Source organism: Arthrobacter agilis (assembly GCF_006494655.1).
Lineage (GTDB): Bacteria > Actinomycetota > Actinomycetes > Actinomycetales > Micrococcaceae > Arthrobacter_D > Arthrobacter_D agilis.
On the sequence record NZ_VHIM01000007.1, the window covers coordinates 85164 to 107271 of the forward strand.

Below are 22108 nucleotides of genomic sequence, written 5' to 3' on the forward strand. Positions count from 1 at the left end.
TGATCCTATAACCGGGCAGCAGGTCACCTCTGGTGCGGCGGGGCCGGAAGGCCACCGAGTTCCCAGTCGGGGGACCGGCGGGCCCACGACGACGCGAGGAGTTCCGCTATGACGGAGTACTGGTTCAACGTCCGGACGCATGAGGTCGAGGAGGACCGCCAGTCGGACTGGTCACAGCTCATCGGGCCCTATGCCACGCGGGGAGAGGCCGAGAAGGCCCTGGAGAAGGTCCAGCAGCGCAACGACGCCTGGGATCGCGAGGACGACTAGAAGGTGTGCTCGGGTCCGGGGAACGTTCCGGACCGGACCTCGTCGAGGTAGGCCGAGGCGGCCTCCGCGAGGGCTGTCCGCAGGTCGGCGTACTGCTTGACGAACTTCGCCTGCCGGCCGCCGCGCAGGCCGGCCATGTCCTGCCAGACGAGGACCTGGCCCGTGGTCCCGGGGCCCGCTCCGATGCCGATCGTCGGTACGCTGACGGCTGCGTCGACGGCGAGCGCCGTCTCCGCGGGCACCATCTCCATGAGGACGCAGAACGCGCCCGCGTCCGCGAGGGCGACGGCGTCGTCCACGACGCGCTGCGACGCTTCCCCACGGCCCTGCACGCGGTACCCGCCGAGCGCGTGCTCGCTCTGCGGGGTGAAACCGATGTGGGCCATCACGGGGATGCCGGCGCGGACGAGGGCGCGGACCGTGTCCGCGTAGTCGGCGCCGCCCTCCATCTTCACGGCGTGCACCAGCCCTTCCTTGAGCAGCCGGACGGAGGACTCGACGGCCTGCTGTGGTGAGACCTCGTAGCTGCCGAACGGCAGGTCGGCGACGACGAGCGCGCGGCGGGCCGCGCGGCTCACAGCACGGCTGAAGAGGATCATCTCGTCCAGCGTGATGGGCAGCGTGGTCGCATGCCCGAGGACGTTGTTAGCAGCCGAATCGCCGACCAAGAGGACCTCGATCCCGGTCTCGTCGAACACCTGCGCGGCGTACTGGTCGTAGGCGGTGAGCATCGCGAATCGCGTGCCCTGCTCCTTCGCCTGCTGCAGGTGGTGGATCCGGACCCGCCCGGGTGGTGTCGGTGTACTCGGCCGGGTCTGGCCGTTCGGTGCACCGGGCGAGGGGGAGGAGGACGCGGCGCCTTCTCCGTAGGGGGCGGGCAGCTCGGCGGAGGTCATGCATCGAGCCTAGCCGACCCCCGGTCGAGGCTTCCGGACACCAGCGGCCCGCCGCGCATGAACCGGGCGTCCGGGTCAGTAGAGTATTGACGGCGGTCGTTCACGGCCCCGACGTTTCACGGCCCCGATGTCACGCGGACCCGATGTCACGCGGACCGCGGATACGACGGCACCCCCCCCGTCCGACGTCGGACAGGGACACCCCGCAGCCCTCCCGGGCGGCGCGGGGCAACGAGTCAAGGAATGAGGTTGTCATGGACCGGCAGCAGGAGTTCGTACTGCGCACCATCGAGGAGCGCGACGTGCGGTACGTGCGTCTCTGGTTCACCGACGTCGTCGGATCACTGAAGTCCGTGGCGCTGGCACCGGCCGAGGTGGAGGGCGCCTTCGAGGAGGGCCTCGGCTTCGACGGCTCCTCGATCGAGGGCCTCGCCCGCGTCTACGAGTCGGACATGCTGGCCCAGCCCGACCCGTCGACGTTCCAGATCCTGCCGTGGCGCGGCGAGAAGGAGCAGACGTCGCGGATGTTCTGCGACATCCTGACGCCTGACGGGCAGCCGTCCACCGCGGATCCGCGGGGCGTGCTGAAGAAGACCCTGGCGAAGGCCGCCGACATGGGGTTCACCTGCTACACGCACCCCGAGATCGAGTTCTACCTGCTGAAGTCGTCCGAACTGGGCCTCGACGGTCAACCCGTCCCCGTGGACCAGGCAGGCTACTTCGACCACGTGCCGGGTGGCGTGGCCCAGGATTTCCGCCGCACCGCCGTCGCGATGCTCGAATCCGTGGGGATCTCCGTCGAATTCAGCCACCACGAGGCCGGTCCGGGCCAGAACGAGATAGACCTGCGCTACGCCGATGCGCTGCAGACCGCGGACAACATCATGACGTTCCGCACCATCATCAAGGAGGTGGCCCTCACCTCCGACAGCTACGCGACCTTCATGCCGAAGCCGTTCTCCGAGCACCCCGGCTCCGGCATGCACACCCATTTCTCGCTGTTCGAGGGTGACAGCAACGCGTTCTACGAGGCCGGGGCTGAGTTCCAGCTCTCGCAGACCGCGCGCCAGTTCATCGCGGGTATCCTCCGCCACGCGCCCGAGTTCACGGCCGTGACCAACCAGTTCGTCAACTCGTACAAGCGGCTGTGGGGTGGCGGGGAGGCCCCGAGCCACCTCGCGTGGGGCCACAACAACCGCTCGGCGCTCGTGCGGGTGCCTCTCTACAAGCCCAACAAGGGCCAGTCCGCGCGCATCGAGTACCGCGGCATCGATTCGGCGAGCAACCCCTACCTCGCGTACTCCGTGCTCCTCGGTGCCGGCCTCAAGGGTATCGAGGAGGGCTACGACCTCCCGCCGGCCGCCGAGGACGACGTCTGGAGCCTCACGGCGGCGGAGCGGCGCGCCATGGGGCACGATCCGCTGCCGGCGAGCCTCCACGACGCCATCCGCGTCATGGAGGACTCGGAGCTCGTGGCGGACATCCTGGGCGAACAGGTCTACGAGAACTTCCTGCGGAACAAGCGCGAGGAGTGGCACGACTACCGCATCCAGGTGACGCCCTACGAACTGCGCCGGAACCTCAACATTCTCTAGCCGGTCCGCAGGTCCGCCTGCCGGTCGCTGCTTGGCTAGTGTTGCTCCATGAGCCTCAACCGCAAGCTGATCAGTTACGGGTTCACGGACCTCGAGAAGAGCCGGCGCTTCCTGGAGGCTCCGGAGCTGCGGGGACTGAACGACGACGATCTCTTCGCCGGCCTCGCGGTAGCGGCAAACCCGGATCTGGCGCTCCAGTCCTTCGTCCGGCTGCTGGCCTCCCACCGGAGGGCGGTGGAGGCGGTGTTCGCCGACGGAGACCGTCGCGGCCCGCTCTTCAGGCTGCTCGGCGCCTCGGAGGCGCTCGGCGAGTTCCTCATGCGCCGGCCCGAGCACCTGGACGTCGTCGTGGCGGGCCCGGCCACGCCCCGCGTCCTGGACCCCGCGGATCTCCGGGCGCTGCTGCTCCGCTCCGTGGACGCCGATCCTGCCGCGGACAATCCCGTGGCCGGCGTGACCGGCGTGGAGGCCTACCGGGCCTTGAGGGTCGCCTACCGGCGGCACCTGACGGACCTCGCGGTGCGCGATCTCTGCCACTGCGCGCCCGTTGACTACCTGCCCGTGGTCGCCCGCGAACTGGCAGACCTCGCGACGGCCGCGCTGGAGGCCTCCCTCGCCGTCGCCCGTGCCGAACTCGGCGAGGTGCACGAGGCCGACGTCGTCGCCCGGGTCCGCCTCGCGGTGATCGCCATGGGCAAGTGCGGTGCGCGCGAGCTCAACTACATCTCCGATGTCGACGTCGTCTACGTCGTCGAGGGTGACGGCCTCGACGAGACGACCGTCACCCGGATCGGGACGGGTCTGGCCTCCGGTATGGCGCGCGGAGTCTACTCACCCGGACCCGAACCCGCGCTGTGGGAGGTGGATGCGAACCTGCGTCCCGAGGGCAAGGACGGCCAACTCGTCCGGACGCTGGAGTCGCACGTCTCGTACTACCAGCGGTGGGCCAGGACCTGGGAGTTCCAGGCACTGCTCAAGGCACGTGCCGCTGCGGGGGACCCCGCCCTCGGCCGGCGGTACGAGGAAGCGATCGAGCCGTTCGTCTGGGCGTCGTCCCAACGCGAGGGCTTCGTCGAGGCGGTCCGCGCGATGCGCCGCCGGGTCACGGACAACATCCCCCGGGACGAGGAGGCCCGTCAGCTCAAGCTGGGGCCCGGAGGGCTCCGGGACGTCGAGTTCACCGTGCAGTTGCTGCAACTCGTGCACGGCCGCCTCGACGACTCGCTGCGGGTCCGGGACACCGTGTCAGCGATCGCCGCACTCAGCGCGGCGGGCTACATCGGCCGGTCGGATGCGCTCGACCTCGACGACGCATACCGCTACCTCCGTGTCCTCGAACACCGTATCCAGCTGATGCAGATGCGCCGCACCCACCTGATGCCCGAGGACGAGACGGCGCTACGGGCCCTTGCGCGCTCCTCCGAAGGCTGCCTGGTCACGGTGAGGCCCAGCGCGCAGAGCCTCTCCGAGAAGTGGCAGCGCACGCGCCGACTCGTGAAACGGCTCCACGAATCCATCTTCTACCGCCCGCTGCTGAACAACGCGGCCACGCTCCAGCCGGAGGACGTGCAGCTGACCGCCGAGGCGGCGCAGGCCCGCCTCGCCGCGTTGGGCTACCAGGACCCGCGCGGCGCCATGCGCCACATCGAGGCCCTGACGGGCGGGCTCCGACGGCGTGCCATGCTGCAGAAACAGCTCCTGCCCATCCTGCTCGCCTGGTTCGCGGACGGCGTGGACCCGGACGCCGGGCTCCTCGGGTTCCGCCGCCTCAGTGAGTCACTGGGGGAGAGCCACTGGTACCTCGGCATGCTTCGCGACTCGACGGCCGCCGCCGAGCGGCTCTGCGCCGTCCTGTCCAGCAGCCGGTTCATCACGGACCTGCTCGAGGTCTCGCCGGAATCCACCCAGTGGCTCGGCTCGGACGCAGCGCTCGTGCCCGACAGCTTCGACGCCCAGTGGACGGAGATCCAGTCCAAGATGTCCCGCCACCCCGAACCGGGTGAGGCCATCCGGCTGATCCGGCTGATCCGGCGCCGCGAGCTGCTGCGGATCGCCATCGCGGACAGTTCCCAGCTGCTGACGCAGGCGCAGGTCGGCGAGGCCCTCGCCGATGCCGATCGCGCCGCGATCCTCGGAGCACTCCACGTCGCCGAGAAGGAGATCAGCGCCCGCGGTGAGCAACGCCTCACCGACGTCGTCGTGATGGCCATGGGGCGGCAGGGCGGGCGCGAGATCACCTACGGCTCCGATGCCGACGTCATGTACGTCCACCGTCCGCTGGAGGGCGCCGACGGCGCTGCCGCGCAGAAGCAGGCCGAGACGATCGTGGCGCGCCTCGCCGCGCTGCTCACCCAGCCGTGCCGGCCGCCGGTCCTCGCCGAACGCGTCCTGGAGATCGACACGGCCCTCCGGCCCGAAGGCAAGCAGGGCGCCATGGTGCGGACCCTCGACTCCTACCGGGAGTACTACCGACGCTGGTCGCTCGTCTGGGAGGCGCAGGCCCTGCTCCGGGCGCGGCCGCTCGCCGGCGACGACACCCTCGCCGAGGAATTCCTCGAGCTCATCGACCCGGTCCGGTACCCGGAGGAGCTGCGGGAGACCGACGTCCGGGAGATACGGCGCGTCAAGGCGCGCGTGGAATCCGAGCGGCTTCCGCGGGGAGCCGACCCCTCGCGGCACCTCAAGCTCGGTCGCGGCGCCCTGAGCGACGTCGAATGGCTGGTGCAGCTGCTGCAGCTGCAGCACGCCCGCTCGCTCCCGGGGCTCCGTGTCCAGTCGACGCTGGCGGCGCTCGACGTGATCGCCGACGAGGGCCTGCTGCCGCTCGAGGACGTCCAGACCCTCCGGGCGAGCTGGAACCTGGCAACACGCATCCGTGCGGCGAATGTCATCTGGTCCGGCCGGGGCTCCGATCTGCTGCCCTCCCCACGGCGGGATCTCGAGGCAGTGGCGCGCTGGTGCGGGTACGGACCGGGGAGCGGCTCGGACCTCGAGGAGGACTACCTCCGGCTGACGCGCCGGAGCAGGGCGGTCTTCGAGCGGCACTTCTACGGGTACTGAGACACGGCCCGCCCCGGACACGAGGACGGCGGCCCCCGGGAGAGCCGCCGTCGTCGTTCGATCAGGTGCTGCGGTACGGATCAGACGCCGTAGTAGAGCTCGAACTCGTAGGGGTTCGGGCGCATCGACAGCGGCAGGATCTCGACCTCGCGCTTGTAGGCGATCCACGTGTCGATCAGGTCCTGCGTGAAGACGTCGCCGGCCTGCAGGAACTCGTTGTCCGCTTCGAGGGCCAGGAGGGCCTCCTCGAGCGAGCCAGGAGCCTTCTGGATGTCCTTTGCCTCCTCGGCGGGGAGCTCGTAGAGGTCCTTGTCGATGGGGTCCGCCGGTTCGATCCGGTTCTTGATCCCGTCCAGGCCCGCCATGAGCTGGGCGGCGAAGGCGAGGTACGGGTTCGACGAGGGGTCCGGCGCACGGAACTCGATGCGCTTGGCCTTCGGGTTCGAACCCGTGATGGGGATGCGGATGCCGGCGGAGCGGTTGCCCTGCGAGTACACCATGTTGACCGGAGCCTCGAAACCCTTGACCAGGCGGCGGTAGGAGTTCACCGTCGGGTTGGTGAACGCGAGGACGGCGGAGGCGTGCTTCAGCAGCCCGCCGATGTACCAGCGAGCGGTATCGGACAGTCCTGCATAGCCGCGCTCGTCGTAGAAGAGCGGCTCGCCGCCGGCCCACAGCGACTGGTGGCAGTGCATGCCGGACCCGTTGTCACCGAAGATGGGCTTCGGCATGAACGTGGCCGACTTGCCCCACGCGTTGGAGACGTTCTTGACGATGTACTTGAACTTCTGCAGGTCGTCCGCCGCATGCGTCATGGTGGTGAACTTGTAGTTGATCTCCGCCTGACCGGCGCCACCGACCTCGTGGTGCGAGCGCTCGACCTCGAGGCCCGCCTTGTCCAGCTCGACGCAGATGGCGTCGCGGAGATCGGCCTGCTTGTCGACGGGGGAGACAGGGAAGTAGCCGCCCTTGAACGGCGTCTTGTTGCCGAGGTTGCCGCCCACTTCCTCGCGGCCGGAGTTCCAGGGCGCCTCGATGGAATCCACCTTGTAGAAGCTTCCCTGGGGGGAGGACTCGTACTGCACGTTGTCGAAGATGAAGAATTCCGCTTCGGGGGCGAAGAACGCGGTATCGGCGATGCCCGTGGAGGACAGGTAGGCCTCGGCACGTTCGGCGACACTGCGGGGATCGCGGTGGTAGGGGTCTCCCGTTCGCGGGTTCACGATCGAGAAGTTCAGTGCGAGGGTCTTCTCGGTGCGGAACGGGTCGACGAATGCCGTCGTCACGTCGGGGATGAGCTGCATGTCAGATTCTGCGATGCCCTGGAACCCGCGGATCGAGGAGCCGTCGAAGAGCTGGCCGTGGATGAAGAAGTCGGCGTCGACGGACTTGGCGGGAACGTTGAAGTGCTGCTGCACGCCCGGCAGATCGGTGAAACGGACATCGACGAACCTGATGTCCTCGTCGGAGATGAATGTGAGGACCTCGTCCGCATTCTTAAACATCTATCAGTGCTCCTTACGCATGGCTGGGGTCAGAACCCGACGCCAGCGCGCGTCCCTGCACCGCAAGGGAAGTCACGAGCTCTGGCAGGATGAAACGCTGCCGCCGACTCGTCACAACTGTAGGAGCGGGCAGTTTCTCGCTGGTGTCGCGCTTGTTTCCGGGACGTTACATGGCGCTGTACTGCGGCTCCCACCCTAGCCTGCCGACGGGCCCCGGGTCATAATGGCGACCTGCCGGGGCGGTAGGGTTGGGGCGTGGTGAACAGAGGAGACATCGGGTCGTGGATGGAGGGGCCGCCGCCGTCCAACGGGCAGCAGTGGCCGGGCCAGCGGCTCGGCCGCCCGGAGAGCGGTCCGGGATCGATCGCCCGTTTCGGACCTCGCGCCGCCGCGCTCCTCATCGACTGGCTGATCTGCTCGCTCGCCTCCGCCGCGTTCTTCGGCTACGACAGCTTCGCGACCCTCTACATCTTCCTGGCGGAACAGATCCTCCTCGTCGGGTTCTTCGGCTACAGCATCGGCCACCGCTTCCTGCGGATGCAGGTCCAGACACTCGATGGACGGCCGGCGGGGTACCTGACGGCCGTCATCAGGAGCGTCCTCCTCTGCCTGGTGATCCCGGTCTTCGTGATCGACGCCGATCAGCGGGGCCTGCACGACCGGGCCCGCGGGACCGGCCTCTTCCGCATCTGAGGACCGTCCCCGCCGGAGGCGACGGACGAGCCCTTTCCCTCACGGACGACGTCCTCGCCGAACGGACGAAGGAGCCCCCTCCCGGCCGGGAGGGGGCTCCTTCGTGACTGCTGGTCTTCGTTCGGCGGGTGTCAGCGGCCGCGCATCGCCTTGCGGTCGGGGCGGGCCTTGAACGGGTCGACACCCTTGGGGATCGGGAGCTTCGTGCCGAGGGCGGTGAGGCGCTTGTCCACCGCGTAGACCTCCTGCTTTGTCAGCGTCTTCTTCAGCTTCTGGACGGCCTTGGGAACCTTGGACAGCGGAACCTGGCGATCGTCACGGCCGGTCTCGATGACGTGGACCGGGACATTGGGGATGATCCGCGCCATCTTGCGCTTCTCGCCGTCCACGAGCTGCTTCACCCGAGTGGAGGGGCCCTCGGACACCAAGATCACGCCCGGCCGGCCGATCACCCGGAACACGGCGTCCTGGGTGCGGGGGTTCACGGCCACGGGCTGCTCCTGCAGGATCCAACCGCGACGGAGCACGCTGAGCGCGGCGCCCGCCGCTCCGGGTCGGCCCTCGATCTGCGAGAACGCCGCCCGCTCCGCCCTCCTCGAGAGGATGAAGATCGCGGCGAGGAACGCGAGCGGGACGGCGATGATCATCAGGGTGATGACGTTGTTGATGAGCAAACCGACCAGCAGGCCGATGGCGATGATGCCGACGAAGGCCAGCAGCATCAACCAGACGACCCCCGGGTCGTTGCGCCGGGTCATCTTGAAGACCTCGACGACCTGCTTCATCCGCCCGGTCTTCTTCGGCCCCTTCTCGGCCTTCGGCTTGCGGGAGAAGAGCCGGCGCTTGGGCGTGGGCGAACCTGAGGGATCAATCGCGTGTGACATAGTTCCTCGATTCTACGGGATGACCGGAGGCCGACGGCGGCGCTGGGGGCGATCCTCCTCGTCTGCCGGAGGACGAGCCGCGATCAGCCGGCGAGGAGGGAGGATGCTTCCTGGGTCGCGGAGCCGGACTCGTCGAGGTGTGCGAGCTCCGGCGGGAGCTCGAGCCCCTTCCGGCGCATCGCCCGCGCCCACAGGCGACCTGCGCGGTAGGACGAACGCACGAGGGGACCGCTCATCACGCCCAGGAAGCCGATCTCCTCCGCCTCTTCGCTCAGCTCGACGAATTCGCCCGGCTTCACCCACCGGTCCACGGGCAGGTGGCGTTCGCTCGGGCGGAGGTACTGGGTGATGGTGATGAGATCGCAGCCGGCCTCGTGCAGGTCCCGGAGGGCCTCCGAGATCTCCGCACTCGTCTCGCCCATGCCGAGGATCAGATTCGACTTGGTGACCATGCCGCGGTCACGGCCCTGGCTGATGACGTCAAGCGACCGCTCGTAGCGGAACGCGGGACGGATGCGCTTGAAGATACGGGGCACGGTCTCGACGTTGTGGGCGAAGACCTCGGGCGCCGCGTCACAGATCGCCGCGATGTGCTCCGGTCGCCCCGAGAAGTCGGGGATGAGGATCTCGACCCCGGTGCCCGGGTTCAAGCTGTGGATCTGACGGATCGTCTCGGCGTAGAGCCACACGCCCTCGTCGGCCAGGTCGTCGCGTGCCACGCCCGTGACGGTCGCATACCGGAGATTCATCGACTGCACGGATTGAGCGACCTTGAACGGCTCGCTGCGATCCAGTGGCTGGGGTTTGCCCGTGTCGATCTGGCAGAAGTCGCAGCGGCGCGTGCACTCGGACCCTCCGATGAGGAACGTCGCCTCGCGGTCCTCCCAGCATTCGAAGATGTTGGGGCAACCGGCCTCCTCGCAGACGGTGTGGAGGCCCTCCTTCTTCACGAGATTCTTCATGGCGACGAACTCCGGCCCGATGTTCACCTTGGCCTTGATCCAGTCCGGTTTCCGTTCGACCGGCGTCTCCGCGTTACGCGCCTCGATGCGCAGCAGGCGTCGACCCTCGGGTGCAAGGCTCACAGTAGAACTCCTTCTGACGGCGTGTCATGGGCGGCGCCGGAGGCTCCGGCTCCGTCGGGGGTCGGCGCGCGCAGACCGTGGGCGGATCCGTCGCCCAGCAGCAACGCCTCATTCTTGCGCAAACCTGCCTCGATGGACGAAACCAGCTCCGCCGGACGGACCGTCCGGCCGATCTCCTCCGAAATGGTTGTCACCCCTGCGTCGCTGATGCCACAGGGGACGATCTGCTGGAAGGGCGCCAGATCGTTACTGCAGTTCACCGCGAAGCCGTGCATGGTGACACGGTTCTTCACCCGGATGCCGATGGCGGCGATCTTGCGGGCGGGCCGGCTGTTCGAGGCGGCGAGCCAGACCCCGGAGCGCCCCTCGATCCGGATGCCCTCGATGTCGAGTTCCAACAGTGTGGCGATGATGATCTCCTCGAGGACGGACACGTACTCGGCCACCCGGGCGGCATCCCTGAGCGCGATGATCGGGTAGCCGACCAACTGGCCCGGCCCGTGCCAGGTGAGCTTGCCGCCGCGGTCCACGGGAATCACAAGAGTGCCGTCGAACGGCCGCTCGTGCTCCTCGGTCCGCTTGCCGGCGGTATAGACGGCGGTGTGCTCGAGCAGGAGGACGGTGCTCGGTGTCGAACCGGCGAGCACGCGGGCATGCAGGTCCTTCTGCATCTCCCAGCCCTCCATGTACCCGACGAAATCCGGCGCGAGTCCCACGCGCGACAGTACGAGAGTCATGGTGCAAGGGTAGTCCTGTCCGCTGACAGCTTGTGCCGAGGCGGCGTCCCGTTACTCGCTCCGGCCCGGATGCTCCTGGCTGACCAGCGGCACGGGGACGCGGAGCCGGACGATCCGCCAGGCGCGATCCACCCGTCGGATCTCGAACGCCATCGTGGTGGGGGTACAGCCGAGCTGTGCCGTGAACCGCCAGAAATCCGATGTGAGGCGCTTCGTCCCGGCACGGGTTCCGGTGTCCGCGACGGGAATCGGGAGCGCGCGCCACGTGGTCCAGTGCAGGCTCGGGCCGGTGACGTGCCAGGTCGAACCGCGCCAGGAGAGTTCTGACGGCGCAGCAAAGCTCTCGCCGGCGCCGTCGGACGACACGTCGATCTCCTCGTCGACCACGTGCCAGGTTCCCGCAGCCGGGAGCAGCCCTGTCCTCATGGAATCCACCTCTTTCGATGGATCAAAAATAGAACGCGTGTACTACTACGTCAATCGGCTCGCTCTGCCGGGAGAGGCTGTGGATAACCGGCGGCCGCGCCGCGCGGTGGACTACAACTGTCGTATGAGTGGAACCACGCCACGTGACCAGGGGCGGACCGCCGAGGCGACCGGTGGAACCGGCGAGCCCATCGGGGCTCGGGGAGCGCCGCCGACAGGTCCCTCCGGTGGAGCGGCGCACGCCCCGAACGAGGCACCGGTTGCTCCGAGTGCCGCTGGGTTCACGGTGGGCCGTCTGCTGGGCAGCGGCGGCTCCGCCGCGGTGTGGCTGGTCCAGGACGAGGGAGGTGGACGGTTCGCCCTGAAGGTTCCGCAAGCGGACCCGGGCCGGGGTACGGACGCCAGCGGTACCCCGCGAGGGGCAGCGCAGGAGGGCGCAGAATCCCCGGCGGGCGATGCGTCGGATCCGGCTGCACGCGGCACCACCGCTGCCTCTCCCGTGATCGGGAGACGGAACCCCACGCCGGGACCCGCGCCGCACGTTCAGCCGCCACCCCGACATGGCAGACGGGCCGCAGCCACCGCTACCTCGTCCTCGGGTCCGCCCCTGCAGGCGCCGTCCGTGCCTGTCCCACCGGCACCGGCCGGGTCCGTCGCCGGCTCTGCGCATCCGTCCGGCTCCGAGGCCGAGGACATGGCTCTCGAGATGCGCCTGCTGCGGAGGTTCGATCACGAGCACCTGCTCCGGATTCATCGCACGGTCGCCACCGATCGCGGACCGGCGCTGCTGCTGGAGTTCGCCGCCGGAGGCTCGCTCCTCGGCCTCCTGACCGCACGCGGTCCGCTCCCCATCGCGGAGGTGGTCACAGCCCTCGTGCCCATCGCCCAGGCGCTCGACTACCTGCACGGCAGCGGTGCGGTGCACGGGGACGTCTCGCCCGCGAACATCCTGTTCACGCAGGAGGGGAAGCCGCTGCTCGCCGACTTCGGGACGGGGAGACTCCTCGGGACACCGGATCGCGCGGCGCCGGGGACGCCCGGCTTCGTCGACCCGGCGCGGGGAGCCGCCTACGATCCCGGTGCGGATGTCTTCGCCCTCGCTGCCGTGGCCTGGTTCGCGCTCACCGGTCGCATACCGGGACCTGAGCAGCAGCGGCCTCCGCTCGTGCTCATCGTGCCCGACGTCCCGCCGCCACTCGTCCAGCTCATCGAGGACGGGTTGAGTGCGGACCGGCGGCACAGGCCGGGCGCGGACGATTTCGCGCGTGTTCTGCTCGCCAGTGCCGCTGCCGATCCGGTGGATCTGGTTCCGGCGGTCCACGCCAGTGTTCGTCCCGAGCTTCTGACCCGCCGCTCCGGATCTCCCCGTGCGCCGAGTAAGCCGGCCTGGCAGCGCCTCCGCCTGCAGCGCTGGGGGCCTGACCGGTCGCGGCCGGCGCCCTCCGCCCGTTCGTCGGGTTCGGGCCGGGGTAGCTCGACCGTCGGCCGGGATGACACGACGTGGCGGCGTCTCGCGCTCCTCTCGGGCACTCTCGCCCTGCTCCTGCTGAGTGCAGGGATCGCCCTGACGATGGGAGGCGTGTCGGGGCCCGCTGATCCCGATCGGCTCAGCGCAGGCAGCAGCAGCAGCAGCACCAGCGCCAACAGCAGCAGTCCGGCGCCTGCGTCCTCCCCACGGCCTGTCGTCGGTGCGACCGGCCGCGCTGGACCGGGTGCCGCCCAGACGGGAGGCGCGGGGGAGTCGGCGAGCCGGGGAGGTGGAGGAGCGGAGGCACTGGACGCAGGCTCCGGCGGTGGCGGTCCGGGCGAGCCCGGAACGGATGATGGCCCTGGTGACCCGACCCGTGCGCTGGTCGGTCTCGCCGCACTCCGCGCCGCAGCCTTCGCAACGCCGGACGCGGAGATCCTCAGGCGGGTCGATGTTGCTGGATCGCCCGCGATGACGGCAGATCAGGACGCGGTCGAGGCGCTCGCCACATCGGACCGGCACCTTCCTGACCTGACGATCGCGATCCGCGACGCGGCACTCCTGGAGCCAGCGGAACAGGCCGCTCTCCCCGTGCTGCCGGGCGTACCGTACGCGGACGCGGCTCCGGCGGACACGGACGTGGCCCTCGTGCGTGCGACGGCGGCGCTCTCCGCCTACACCGAGGAGAGCACCGATCGGGCGTCCGGCCTCCCTCCACCGGCGCTCATGGCCGCCAGCCGGCAGGACCTCGTGTTCGTCCTCTGGAACGACGGCACCAGCACCGACGGGTGGCTCATCCACTCGGTGATCGAGGCGCCGGACTGAGCGGTCCCGCGCGTCGTCCCCGGAGGACGGCGAACCGTCGCCTGCGCCCGGTGGTTCAGGAGTGCGTGAGGCGCCGGACCCACGACGCGAGTGATTCTGGGGTCGGTTCGTCGAAGGTGAAGCCCGCCGCGGTCAGCTTCCGTGGTTCCATGCGGGTGCTCACGAGCAGGAGTTCGTAGCCGAGCTGTCCGATCACCGCCTTCAGCAGGGATGCCGGCACCCGGAACCACACGGGTCGGCTGAAGGCCTTGCCGAGCGCGAGCGTGATGGTGTCCAGGGTGGCAGGAGTCGGCGCGCTCAGATTGACGGCGCCGGAGAGGGGAGCGGTGAGCAGGAACTCGAGTGCCCGGACCTCGTCGTTCAGGGAGATCCACGGCCACCACTGACGCCCCGGGCCGAGGGAGGTACCGGCGAAGAGTCGGATGGGGACCAGGAGGTTCGGTAGAGCTCCGCCGCCCTGTGCCATCACGATGCCGGTCCTCGGCAGCACCACGCGCACGGAGTCGGGTGCGCCCAGCGCCTCTGCCTCCCACCGCCGGCAGATGTCGGCCAGCAGGGTCTGCCCGGACGCGGCGGCTTCCGTCAGGACGTCGTCGCCCCGATCGCCGTAGTAGCCGGACGCCGACTGGCTGATGAAGACCTCGGGCGGATGATGGGCCGCCCGCATGGCCTGCACCAGAGTCCGCGTGGGCATGATCCGAGAGGAGTACAGCGTCTCCTTGTAGCTCCTGGTCCAGAGCCCGCCCGCGATCCCGGCGCCCGAGAGGTTGATAACGGCATCGGCGTTCTCGACTGCGGAGACATCGAGTTCACCGGCCGCCGGATTCCATCGGATCTCCCGTGGTGCCCGGGGTGCACGGCGCACAAGTCTGGTCACCTCGTGATTCTTCTCGAGCTGACGGATGAGGGCTGTGCCGATGGTCCCGGACGCGCCGGCGAGGAGGATGCGCATGCTCCCATCGAACCACTAGTCAGGGGTGAAAGGTACCGGGCACCCGTTCACCGACCGGCGTCCCGTCCCCTACCCGGGCGATGACGGCGCGCTGAGGTCGTAGCGGCGCCCTCTCCGCGCAACGACCGGTGACGACAGGGCGGCCCCGGACGCTGGTCCGGGGCCGCCCTGTCGATCCCTGCGATGCGAGTCAGCTGTTCAGCGTCGCGCTGAGCGAGATGTCCTTCACACCGGCGAGGGCCTGCGACACCGGGCAGCCCTCCTTGGCTGCCTGTGCGATGCGCTGGAAGTCCTCTTCCGCGAGTCCGGGCACCGAGGCTTCGAGGGTCAGCCGGATGGCGGTGATGCCCGTGCCGGGCTGGAAATCGACCTCCGCGGTCGTCTCCACCCGCTCGGGCGTGTTGCCCTCCTCGCCGAGGGCGTTGCTGAACGCCATGGAGAAGCACGCCGAGTGGGCTGCTGCGATGAGTTCCTCCGGGCTGGTCTTCCCCCCGGCATCCTCGGCGCGTGCCTTCCAGGTGACGTCGTAGGTGCCGAGGCCCGATGAATCGAGCGTGACCTGCCCCGATCCGGACGGAAGATCGCCGCTCCAGACGGTATGGGCTGTGCGAACGGTAGCCATGGTTCTCCTTGCTGTCGGACGGACACGCTCTTCGCGTCCGGTGCTGCCCTCCCATCCTAGGGAGGCCCGGCGGCCACTTCCATCGCCGATGCGATCCGAACCTGGACGCTGTCGGCTCGGTCCCGGGTTCGACGGTGGGCGTGACCAGGGCCGGCCTTGTCACGGCGTCCGCTACGCGCCGGACCCGGACGACGGGAGCTGGGCGCACGACCGGAACGACGGGAGCTGCGCGCACGACCCGGACGACGGGAGCTGCGCTCCGGACCGGAACGACGGGAGCTGCGCGCACGACCGGGACGACGGAAGCCGCCTCCCCGAGGGGGAAGCGGCTTCCGTGAGACGTCAGTGAGACGTCAGCCCCGGCATCCCCTGCTCAGAGGCCGAGGTCCGGCTCGAACGCGCCGCCCTCGAGCCGCGCCTTCAGCGTCTGCAGGAACCGACCGGCGTCCGCACCGTCGACGAGGCGGTGGTCGTACGTGAGGCTGAGGTACATCATGGAGCGGATCGCGATCGTGTCGTCACCGTCGGCGCCTGTGATCACCACGGGGCGCTTGACGATGATGCCCGTCCCGAGGATGCCGACCTGCGGCTGGTTGATGATCGGGGTGTCGAAGAGTGCTCCGGCGGAACCGATGTTCGTGATCGTGAAGGTGCCGCCCGACAGTTCGTCGGGACCGATCTGTCCGCTGCGGGTGCGTGAACCGACGTCGGCGATCTTCTTGGCGAGCCCACCGAGGTTGAGATTTCCGGCGTCCTTGATGACGGGGACCAGCAGGCCCTTCTCGGTGTCGACCGCGATCGCGAGGTGCTCTGCGTCGTGGTACGTCACTTCCTTCTTCTCCTCGTCGAAGGAGGCATTCAGCTTCGGGTGCTGCTTGAGCGCCTCGGTGACGGCCTTCGAGATGAACGGGAGGAAGGTGAGCTTCGCGCCGTTCTGCGCCTGGAAGGACTCCTTCGACGCGGTGCGCAGCTTGGCGATCCTCGTCATGTCGACCTCGATCACCTGGGTGAGCTGGGCCGAGACCTCGAGTGATTCCCGCATGCGCTTGGCGATGGTCTGGCGGATCCGGGGTGCCTTCTCGACCGTACCCCGCAGCTTCGACGGCTCGACCGCCGGGGCTGCTGACTTCGAGGACGCGGCGGGCGCCTGAGCTTCGGGAGCGGGCGACGACGACTCGGCCGGTGCCGCCTTCTGCGCCTCCGCGGCTTCGAGGACATCCTGCTTCCGGATGCGTCCACCGACGCCGGTTCCCTTGATCGCGGAGAGGTCCACGTTGTTCTGGTTCGCCAGGCGCCGGACGAGCGGGGTCACGTACGCCGAGGCGTCCGAGCCGCCGCTGTCTGCGGACGAGGTGTCGGCCTTCTCCGCAGGAGCCTCCGACGGCTTCTCGGGTGTCTTCTCAGCTGCTGCGGGCTGCTTCTCGGGTGCCTTGCCGGCTTCGGCGTCGGGCTCCGAGGTGGCGTCCTCACGACCGGCTTCCTTGTCCGCTCCGGGCTTCTCGGTCGGTGCGTCGTCGCGCTCCTCCGCCGGCGCCGCGGCCAGAGGTTCGCCGGAGCCCGCTTCGGCCTTCTTGGGGGCTGCCGCGCCCGAGCCGATGATCGCGAGCACGGCGCCGACCTCGGCGGTCTCGTCCTCGTTCACGCGGATCTCCTGCAGCTTGCCGGCCACGGGGGACGGGATCTCGGTGTCGACCTTGTCGGTCGATACCTCGAGGAGCGGCTCGTCGACCTCGACGTCGTCACCGACGGCTTTCAGCCAGCGTGTGACGGTTCCCTCGGTGACACTCTCACCGAGGGCGGGGAGGGTCACTTCGGTACCCTCGCCGGCGCCTTCGTCACTGCTGTCGTCGCTGCTGTCTGCACCGCCTGTGGAGGAGGGGGCCTCGGCCTCGGGCGCCTTCTCCTCGGGCTGGTCCGCGGACTCCTCTGCCGACTCCTCAGCCGGTGCGGCGTCCGCGGCCGGAGCTGCGTCGTCGGAGTCACCGCTTCCCGAACCGTCGCCGATACGCACGAGCGGAGCGCCGACCTCGGCGGTCTCGTCCTCGGCGACCAGGATCTCCTCGATCACGCCGGCGATCGGAGAAGGGATCTCGGTGTCGACCTTGTCGGTGGACACCTCGAGGAGGGGCTCGTCGACCTCGACACGGTCACCGACCTGCTTGAGCCAGCGGGTGACGGTGCCTTCGGTGACGCTTTCACCGAGAGCGGGCAAGTTCACGGATTCAGACATAATGTGCCCGTTTCTCCTTCATAGATCGTTCCTGACAGCTGGTCGACGAGCGGGACCCGTCCAGCTGGGCGTGCGTGAAATTCCTGGTTCCGAGCTTAGTCCACGCCCTCGGAGCGTGGACCAGGCCCGTTCTGTTGTGGGCCGCCCGCCTCAGCCGTGCAGCGGCTTGCCCGCGAGGGCGAGGTGCGCCTCGCCGAGCGCCTCGTTCTGCGTCGGGTGCGCGTGGATCAGCGGAGCGACGTCCTCGGGGTACGCCTCCCAGTTGACGATGAGCTGCGCCTCGCCGATCTGCTCACCCATCCGGGACCCGAGCATGTGAACGCCCACGATGGGGCCGTCCTTCTCGCGAACGAGCTTCACGATGCCGCCCGTCCCGATGATCGAGCTCTTGCCGTTGCCTGCGAGGTTGTACTCGTGGGTCAGCACGTTCTCGTCGCCGAACTTCTCGCGGGCCGCCTTCTCGGTGTAGCCGACGGAGGCGATCTCGGGGTCGCTGTAGGTGACCTTGGGGATGTTGAGGTCGGAGACGACGACCGGCTTCTGGCCGGCGATCTCCTCGGCGACGAAGATGCCTTGCTGGAACCCGCGGTGGGCGAGCTGCAGGCCGGGGACGATGTCACCGATCGCGTAGATGCTGCCGACGCCGGTGTGCAGGCGCTCGTCGGTGATGACGAAGCCGCGGTCCATCGTGAGGCCCGCCTCCTCGTAGCCGAGGTCCTGCGTGACCGGCCCGCGTCCGACGGCGACGAGCATGAGGTCGGCCTCGAAGGTCTTGCCGTCCTCGAGCGAGACGACGACGCCGTCGTCGTTCTGCTCGACGGACTTGAAGCGGGTGCCCGTGTTGAACGCGATGCCGCGCTTCTTGAAGGCGCGTTCGAAGTTCTTCACGATCGAGGCGTCCTCGTTGGGGACGAGCGAGGGGAGGGCCTCGATGATCGTGACGTCGACGCCGAAGGACTTCCAGACGGACGCGAACTCGCAGCCGATGACGCCGCCACCGAGGATGATCGCCTTCTTGGGGACGAAGTCCATCGTCAGGGCCTGGTCCGAGGTGATGACCTTGCCGCCGATCTCGAGACCGGGGAGGCTGCGGGAGAAGGAGCCGGTCGCGAGGATGATGTGCTTGCCGGTGTAGACGGTGCCGTCGACGTCGATGGTTGTCTGCGAGGCGAGCTTGCCCGATCCCTCGATCACGGTGATGCCCTTGGACTTGATGAGCCCCTGCAGTCCGCGGTACTTGCCGGCGATGATGCCGTCCTTGTACGCGTTCACGGCGTTCATGTCGATGGACTCGAACGTCGCCTTCACTCCGTACTTCTCGGCATCGCGGGCGCCGTCGGCGATCTCCGCGGAGTGGAGCAGCGCCTTGGTGGGGATGCAGCCGTTGTGCAGGCAGGTGCCGCCGAGCTTCCCCTTCTCGATGAGCCCCACGGTGAACCCCAGCTGCACGGCGCGAAGGGCCGCGGCGTAACCGCCGCTGCCTCCACCGAGTACCAGGATGTCGAATTCTTGCGCAGTTGCCGATTCGGCCACTTGAACGCTCCCTCGCGTGGTCTGTTGACGCGCCGGGCGCGTCGGTTGATAGATCGTTGGCTGGTGCGGTCGCAGAGCGGTCGCGGTGCTTCGTGTGCTTTGTTTTTCACCCTATCCCCAGTTGTAGCCGTCATCCACCTGAAGTCGTCGGTGTCCGTTCGGTTCGTACCCGGATGTGCGCAGGGTCACGCGTGCCGGTCCGCCCGCGTCGGTCCACCCTCGGGTGGTCGGGCAGTGCGGGGCGGGGGCGGGGATGCCGGGCCTGGTCGGCGGGACCCGCGCCAGGGCGGGTCCCGCCGACCGGCTGCCGTCAGGCCGTGCGCGCGAGGACGTCCTCGACGTAGGCGAAGAGGGTCCGGACACCGACACCGGTGCCCGCCTTGGGCGTGTAGCCGTAGGGGGCGCCCTCGTTGAAGGCCGGTCCGGCGATGTCGAGGTGGGCCCAGGGGATCTTCTCGCCGTCGACCTGTCCCACGAACTCCCGCAGGAACACCGCCGCCGTCATCATGCCGCCGTTACGCTCACCGATGTTGGCGATGTCGGCGACCTGGGAGTCGAGGCTGGGGCGCAGTTCCTCCGGCAGGGGCATGGGCCAGAACTGCTCGCCCGCGCGGTCGGCGGCGGCCTTCACGGCATCGCGCACGCCGTCGTCGCCCATCACTCCGGAGACGCGGGTGCCCAGCGCGATCATCTGCGCGCCGGTGAGCGTGGCGATGTCGATGATGGCGTCGGGGGACTCCTCGCTCGCTGCGACGAGCCCGTCGGCGAGGACCAGGCGGCCCTCGGCGTCGGTGTTGAGGACCTCGACGGTGCGGCCGCCGTAGATGGACAGGACGTCCTCGGGGCGCTGCGCGGTGCCGGACGGCATGTTCTCGGCCAGGCAGAGCCATGCCGTGACCTTCGCGGGGAGGCCCAGCTCGGCGACGGCGAGGAGGGTGGTGAGGACGACGGCGGCGCCGGCCATGTCGAGCTTCATGGTCTGCATGCCTGCGGCGGGCTTGAGCGAGAGTCCACCGGAGTCGAAGGTGATGCCCTTGCCGACAAGGGCGAGGTGCACGGCGGACTTCGCGGGGGAGTATTCCACCTTGACCATGCGCGGCGGACGGGAGGAACCCTTGCCGACGCCGAGGATGCCGCCGTAGCCGTCCCGCTCGAGGCGCTTCTCGTCCATGACCGTGACCTTGACGGGAAGTCCCCGCGCGAGATCCTTCGCAGCCTGCGCGAAGGTCTCCGGGTAGAGGTGGCTCGGGGGCTGGTTGACGAGGGAGCGGGTGGCGTTCACGTTCTTGCCGAGGACGACGGCGCGTTTCAGCGCGGGTGCGAGCTCGGAGTCGTCCGCGGCCGGGGTGTGGACGACGACGTTGCGCACGGCGGCGCGGTCCGTGGCGGGCGCAACGGTCCCGTCCGCCTTCATGCCCGACTTATGGCCCTCGTAGCTGTAGGCACCGAAGGCGGCTCCTTCGGCCACGGCTGCCGCTGCGGCGACGGTTGCGGCAGGCAGGGCGAGGACCACGGTGTCGAGGCCGGTCAGCTGGCGGACCGCTGCGCCCGCGGCGCGACGGAGGGTCTCCGGGGAGAGCATGGCGTCCGTCGTCTGCTGGCCGACCCCGGACAGGACGAGCGAATCGGCGCCCGTCTCGGGAAGGCCGGGGAGGCGGCGAACCTCGTCCGCGGCACCGGTGATGCCGAGGACCTGGAGGGAGTCTCCGAGCGCTCGTGCTGCCTTGGCCGGCAACGGGCTGTCGAGCAGGACGGGCCCGTCGATGCCCTTGGCGACCGCGATCACGAGCGCGTCGCTCGGAATCTTCTTCAGGTCCTTCGCGGAGGCTGTCAGGTGTAGTTCGGTCGTCTTGATCACGGAATATGTCTCCTCGTGTCCGGATGGTTGTCCAGATGCTGCGTCACTCGTGGTGGGTCCGTCGCGGTCCGGTATCTGGTGGTGCCGGACCTCCCTGACGATCGTAGTCTCTGCTCCGCCACCGGCCCGTCCGGTCCACAGGGAGCACGGGAGACGCAGAATGCGCGGCCGGGCCCGGGGGGAGGTTCGGGGGAGGTCCGGGAAGATGCAGGTGAGGTGGCTGCCGGAATGAAGCCGGCGCACGCGGCGTTGAACACTGCAGGACGAACCGCAAGGAGAACCATGCTGGATCCACGAACCCTGTACAACATCAACACCGAGGTGTTCAACGACGCCGGGACGAAGGGGCTGCCCCTCGTCATGAGCCTGACGGGCTTCATGGACGCCGGGCAGGTCGTGTCCCAGGTCAGTGAGGAGCTTCTCGAAGTCCTCGACCATGAACTCGTGGCCGAGTTCGACGCCGATCAGCTCATGGACTATCGCAGCAGGCGCCCGAGGGTCACCTTCGTCGAGGACCATCTGACCGATTACCAGCCGCACAGACTCGAACTGCACCGCCTGCACGACGGACTGGGCGAGCCGTTCCTGTTCCTCACAGGTCTCGAGCCCGATCTGCAGTGGGAGCGCTTCGCGAGCGCCGTCGTCGGGCTCGTCGCCGACCTCGAGGTCCCGCTCATCTCGTGGGTTCACGCCATCCCCATGCCGGTTCCGCACACCCGGCCGATCGGTGTGACGATGCACGGCAACCGCCCGGACCTCATCGACGGCATGAGTGCCTGGCGACCGACAGCCGAGTTCCAGGCGTCCATCGGCCACATCCTGGAGATGCGCCTCATCGAGGCGGGCGACGACGTCGTCGGCCACGCCATCCATGTCCCGCACTACCTCGCGGAGGCCGAGTACCCGCCCGCCGCCGTTGCCGGCCTCGAATACCTGGGCGCGTCCGCACGGCTCGTGCTGCCCACGGACCGGCTGCGGGAGACAGGGCGCGACGTCGAACGCCAGATCGCCCGCCAGGTCGGCAACTCGGCCGAGGTGCAGTCGGTGGTGTCATCCCTGGAACAGCGTTACGACGAGTACGCGGAAGGTGCTGAGCGCCGATCGCTGCTGGTCAAGGAGAACAGCGAACTCGCGAGTGCCGACGAGCTCGGCGCGGCCGTGGAGGCGTATCTCGCCAGTCCTCAGGCCGAGGAGGAATCTACCCACCTGTGGGACACCGAGTTCCTCAATCCGCCGGCGGTCCGTGACGACGGGACCGGGCCCCGGCCGGATCCAACCACCGGACCGGAGGCGACGGACGACGGGACGTCCGGACAGCGTCCAGCCTGATCGCCCGTCGGGCCCGTTGACCCGTCCGGCCTGACCGCCCGACCGGCCGGTGCAGCCCGGACGGCTGCCGTGCGCCGGCCCAGGAGAAAGCCCACCCGTCCCGCCGACGGGTGGGCTTTCTCATACCTGTTCCGGCAGGC

At 69.0% G+C, this 22108-nt stretch carries 17 protein-coding genes; 6 read left to right on the top strand and 11 right to left on the bottom strand.

From position 1 onward, the window contains the following. Positions 1–108: 108 nt before the first annotated feature. Positions 109–270, top strand: a complete 162-nt coding sequence (locus tag FJV46_RS11815; RefSeq protein ID WP_126130568.1) for an SPOR domain-containing protein — start codon at positions 109–111, stop codon at positions 268–270. Here the strand turns inward: FJV46_RS11815 and panB are convergent. Then, complete coding sequence (panB, locus tag FJV46_RS11820; RefSeq protein ID WP_087025770.1) at positions 267–1166, bottom strand: 3-methyl-2-oxobutanoate hydroxymethyltransferase; 900 nt, start codon at positions 1164–1166, stop codon at positions 267–269. The two genes, FJV46_RS11815 and panB, sit on opposite strands and share 4 nt — an antisense overlap. A 254-nt stretch (positions 1167–1420) precedes the next feature. Here panB and FJV46_RS11825 point away from each other — a divergent pair, with 254 nt between their 5' ends. Together FJV46_RS11825 and FJV46_RS11830 are read left to right on the top strand one after the other, a co-directional pair. After that, positions 1421–2761 (top strand): glutamine synthetase family protein, encoded by a 1341-nt coding sequence (locus FJV46_RS11825; protein ID WP_087025772.1) that lies wholly within the window; start codon positions 1421–1423, stop codon positions 2759–2761. Positions 2762–2809: 48 nt separating this feature from the next. After that, complete coding sequence (locus tag FJV46_RS11830; protein WP_087025775.1) at positions 2810–5821, top strand: bifunctional [glutamine synthetase] adenylyltransferase/[glutamine synthetase]-adenylyl-L-tyrosine phosphorylase; 3012 nt, start codon at positions 2810–2812, stop codon at positions 5819–5821. Positions 5822–5901: 80 nt separating this feature from the next. Here the strand turns inward: FJV46_RS11830 and glnA are convergent, their stop codons facing one another. Next, entirely contained in the window at positions 5902–7326 is a 1425-nt protein-coding gene (gene glnA, locus FJV46_RS11835) for a type I glutamate--ammonia ligase (protein WP_087025778.1), read from the bottom strand. Between the two features lie 255 nt (positions 7327–7581). Here glnA and FJV46_RS11840 point away from each other — a divergent pair, with 255 nt between their 5' ends. Next, positions 7582–8019 (top strand): RDD family protein, encoded by a 438-nt coding sequence (locus tag FJV46_RS11840; protein ID WP_087025779.1) that lies wholly within the window; start codon positions 7582–7584, stop codon positions 8017–8019. Between the two features lie 131 nt (positions 8020–8150). Here the strand turns inward: FJV46_RS11840 and FJV46_RS11845 are convergent, their stop codons facing one another. The 4 genes from FJV46_RS11845 to FJV46_RS11860 all read right to left on the bottom strand — a co-directional run bounded on the left by FJV46_RS11845 (position 8151) and on the right by FJV46_RS11860 (position 11151). Further along, on the bottom strand, positions 8151–8903 hold the full coding sequence (locus FJV46_RS11845) for a DUF4191 domain-containing protein (protein ID WP_087025782.1): 753 nt from the start codon (positions 8901–8903) through the stop codon (positions 8151–8153). Between the two features lie 83 nt (positions 8904–8986). Further along, positions 8987–9988, bottom strand: a complete 1002-nt coding sequence (gene lipA / locus FJV46_RS11850; RefSeq protein ID WP_087025785.1) for a lipoyl synthase — start codon at positions 9986–9988, stop codon at positions 8987–8989. Continuing rightward, complete coding sequence (gene lipB, locus FJV46_RS11855) at positions 9985–10725, bottom strand: lipoyl(octanoyl) transferase LipB (protein WP_087025787.1); 741 nt, start codon at positions 10723–10725, stop codon at positions 9985–9987. Before lipB ends, lipA begins: the two co-directional genes overlap by 4 nt. Positions 10726–10776: 51 nt before the next feature. Continuing rightward, the gene (locus tag FJV46_RS11860; protein WP_087025790.1) at positions 10777–11151 is read right to left on the bottom strand and encodes a hypothetical protein; all 375 of its coding nucleotides are present in this window, start codon (positions 11149–11151) and stop codon (positions 10777–10779) included. A gap of 622 nt (positions 11152–11773) precedes the next feature. Here FJV46_RS11860 and FJV46_RS11865 point away from each other — a divergent pair. After that, positions 11774–13444, top strand: coding sequence for a protein kinase domain-containing protein (locus tag FJV46_RS11865; RefSeq protein ID WP_126130569.1), 1671 nt, complete (start codon positions 11774–11776; stop codon positions 13442–13444). A 55-nt stretch (positions 13445–13499) separates the two neighbouring features. Here the strand turns inward: FJV46_RS11865 and FJV46_RS11870 are convergent, their stop codons facing one another. The 5 genes from FJV46_RS11870 to FJV46_RS11890 all read right to left on the bottom strand — a co-directional run bounded on the left by FJV46_RS11870 (position 13500) and on the right by FJV46_RS11890 (position 20639). Beyond that, positions 13500–14396 carry a TIGR01777 family oxidoreductase gene (locus FJV46_RS11870; protein WP_087025796.1) on the bottom strand — a complete coding sequence of 299 codons (897 nt, stop codon included), beginning with the start codon at positions 14394–14396 and terminating at the stop codon, positions 13500–13502. Between the two features lie 190 nt (positions 14397–14586). Next, positions 14587–15018, bottom strand: coding sequence for an OsmC family protein (locus FJV46_RS11875; protein ID WP_087025799.1), 432 nt, complete (start codon positions 15016–15018; stop codon positions 14587–14589). Between the two features lie 373 nt (positions 15019–15391). Continuing rightward, a complete protein-coding gene (gene sucB / locus FJV46_RS11880; RefSeq protein ID WP_087025801.1) occupies positions 15392–17248 on the bottom strand; it encodes a 2-oxoglutarate dehydrogenase, E2 component, dihydrolipoamide succinyltransferase in 1857 nt (618 codons plus the stop codon). A 150-nt stretch (positions 17249–17398) separates the two neighbouring features. Further along, positions 17399–18781: a dihydrolipoyl dehydrogenase gene (gene lpdA / locus FJV46_RS11885; RefSeq protein ID WP_087025804.1), complete on the bottom strand. Its 1383-nt coding sequence runs from the start codon at positions 18779–18781 to the stop codon at positions 17399–17401. Between the two features lie 310 nt (positions 18782–19091). Next, positions 19092–20639 carry a leucyl aminopeptidase gene (locus FJV46_RS11890; protein WP_087026121.1) on the bottom strand — a complete coding sequence of 516 codons (1548 nt, stop codon included), beginning with the start codon at positions 20637–20639 and terminating at the stop codon, positions 19092–19094. Between the two features lie 282 nt (positions 20640–20921). Between FJV46_RS11890 and FJV46_RS11895 the strand changes: the two genes are divergently transcribed. Then, entirely contained in the window at positions 20922–21968 is a 1047-nt protein-coding gene (locus FJV46_RS11895; RefSeq protein ID WP_087026124.1) for a proteasome assembly chaperone family protein, read from the top strand. Positions 21969–22108: the final 140 nt, after the last annotated feature.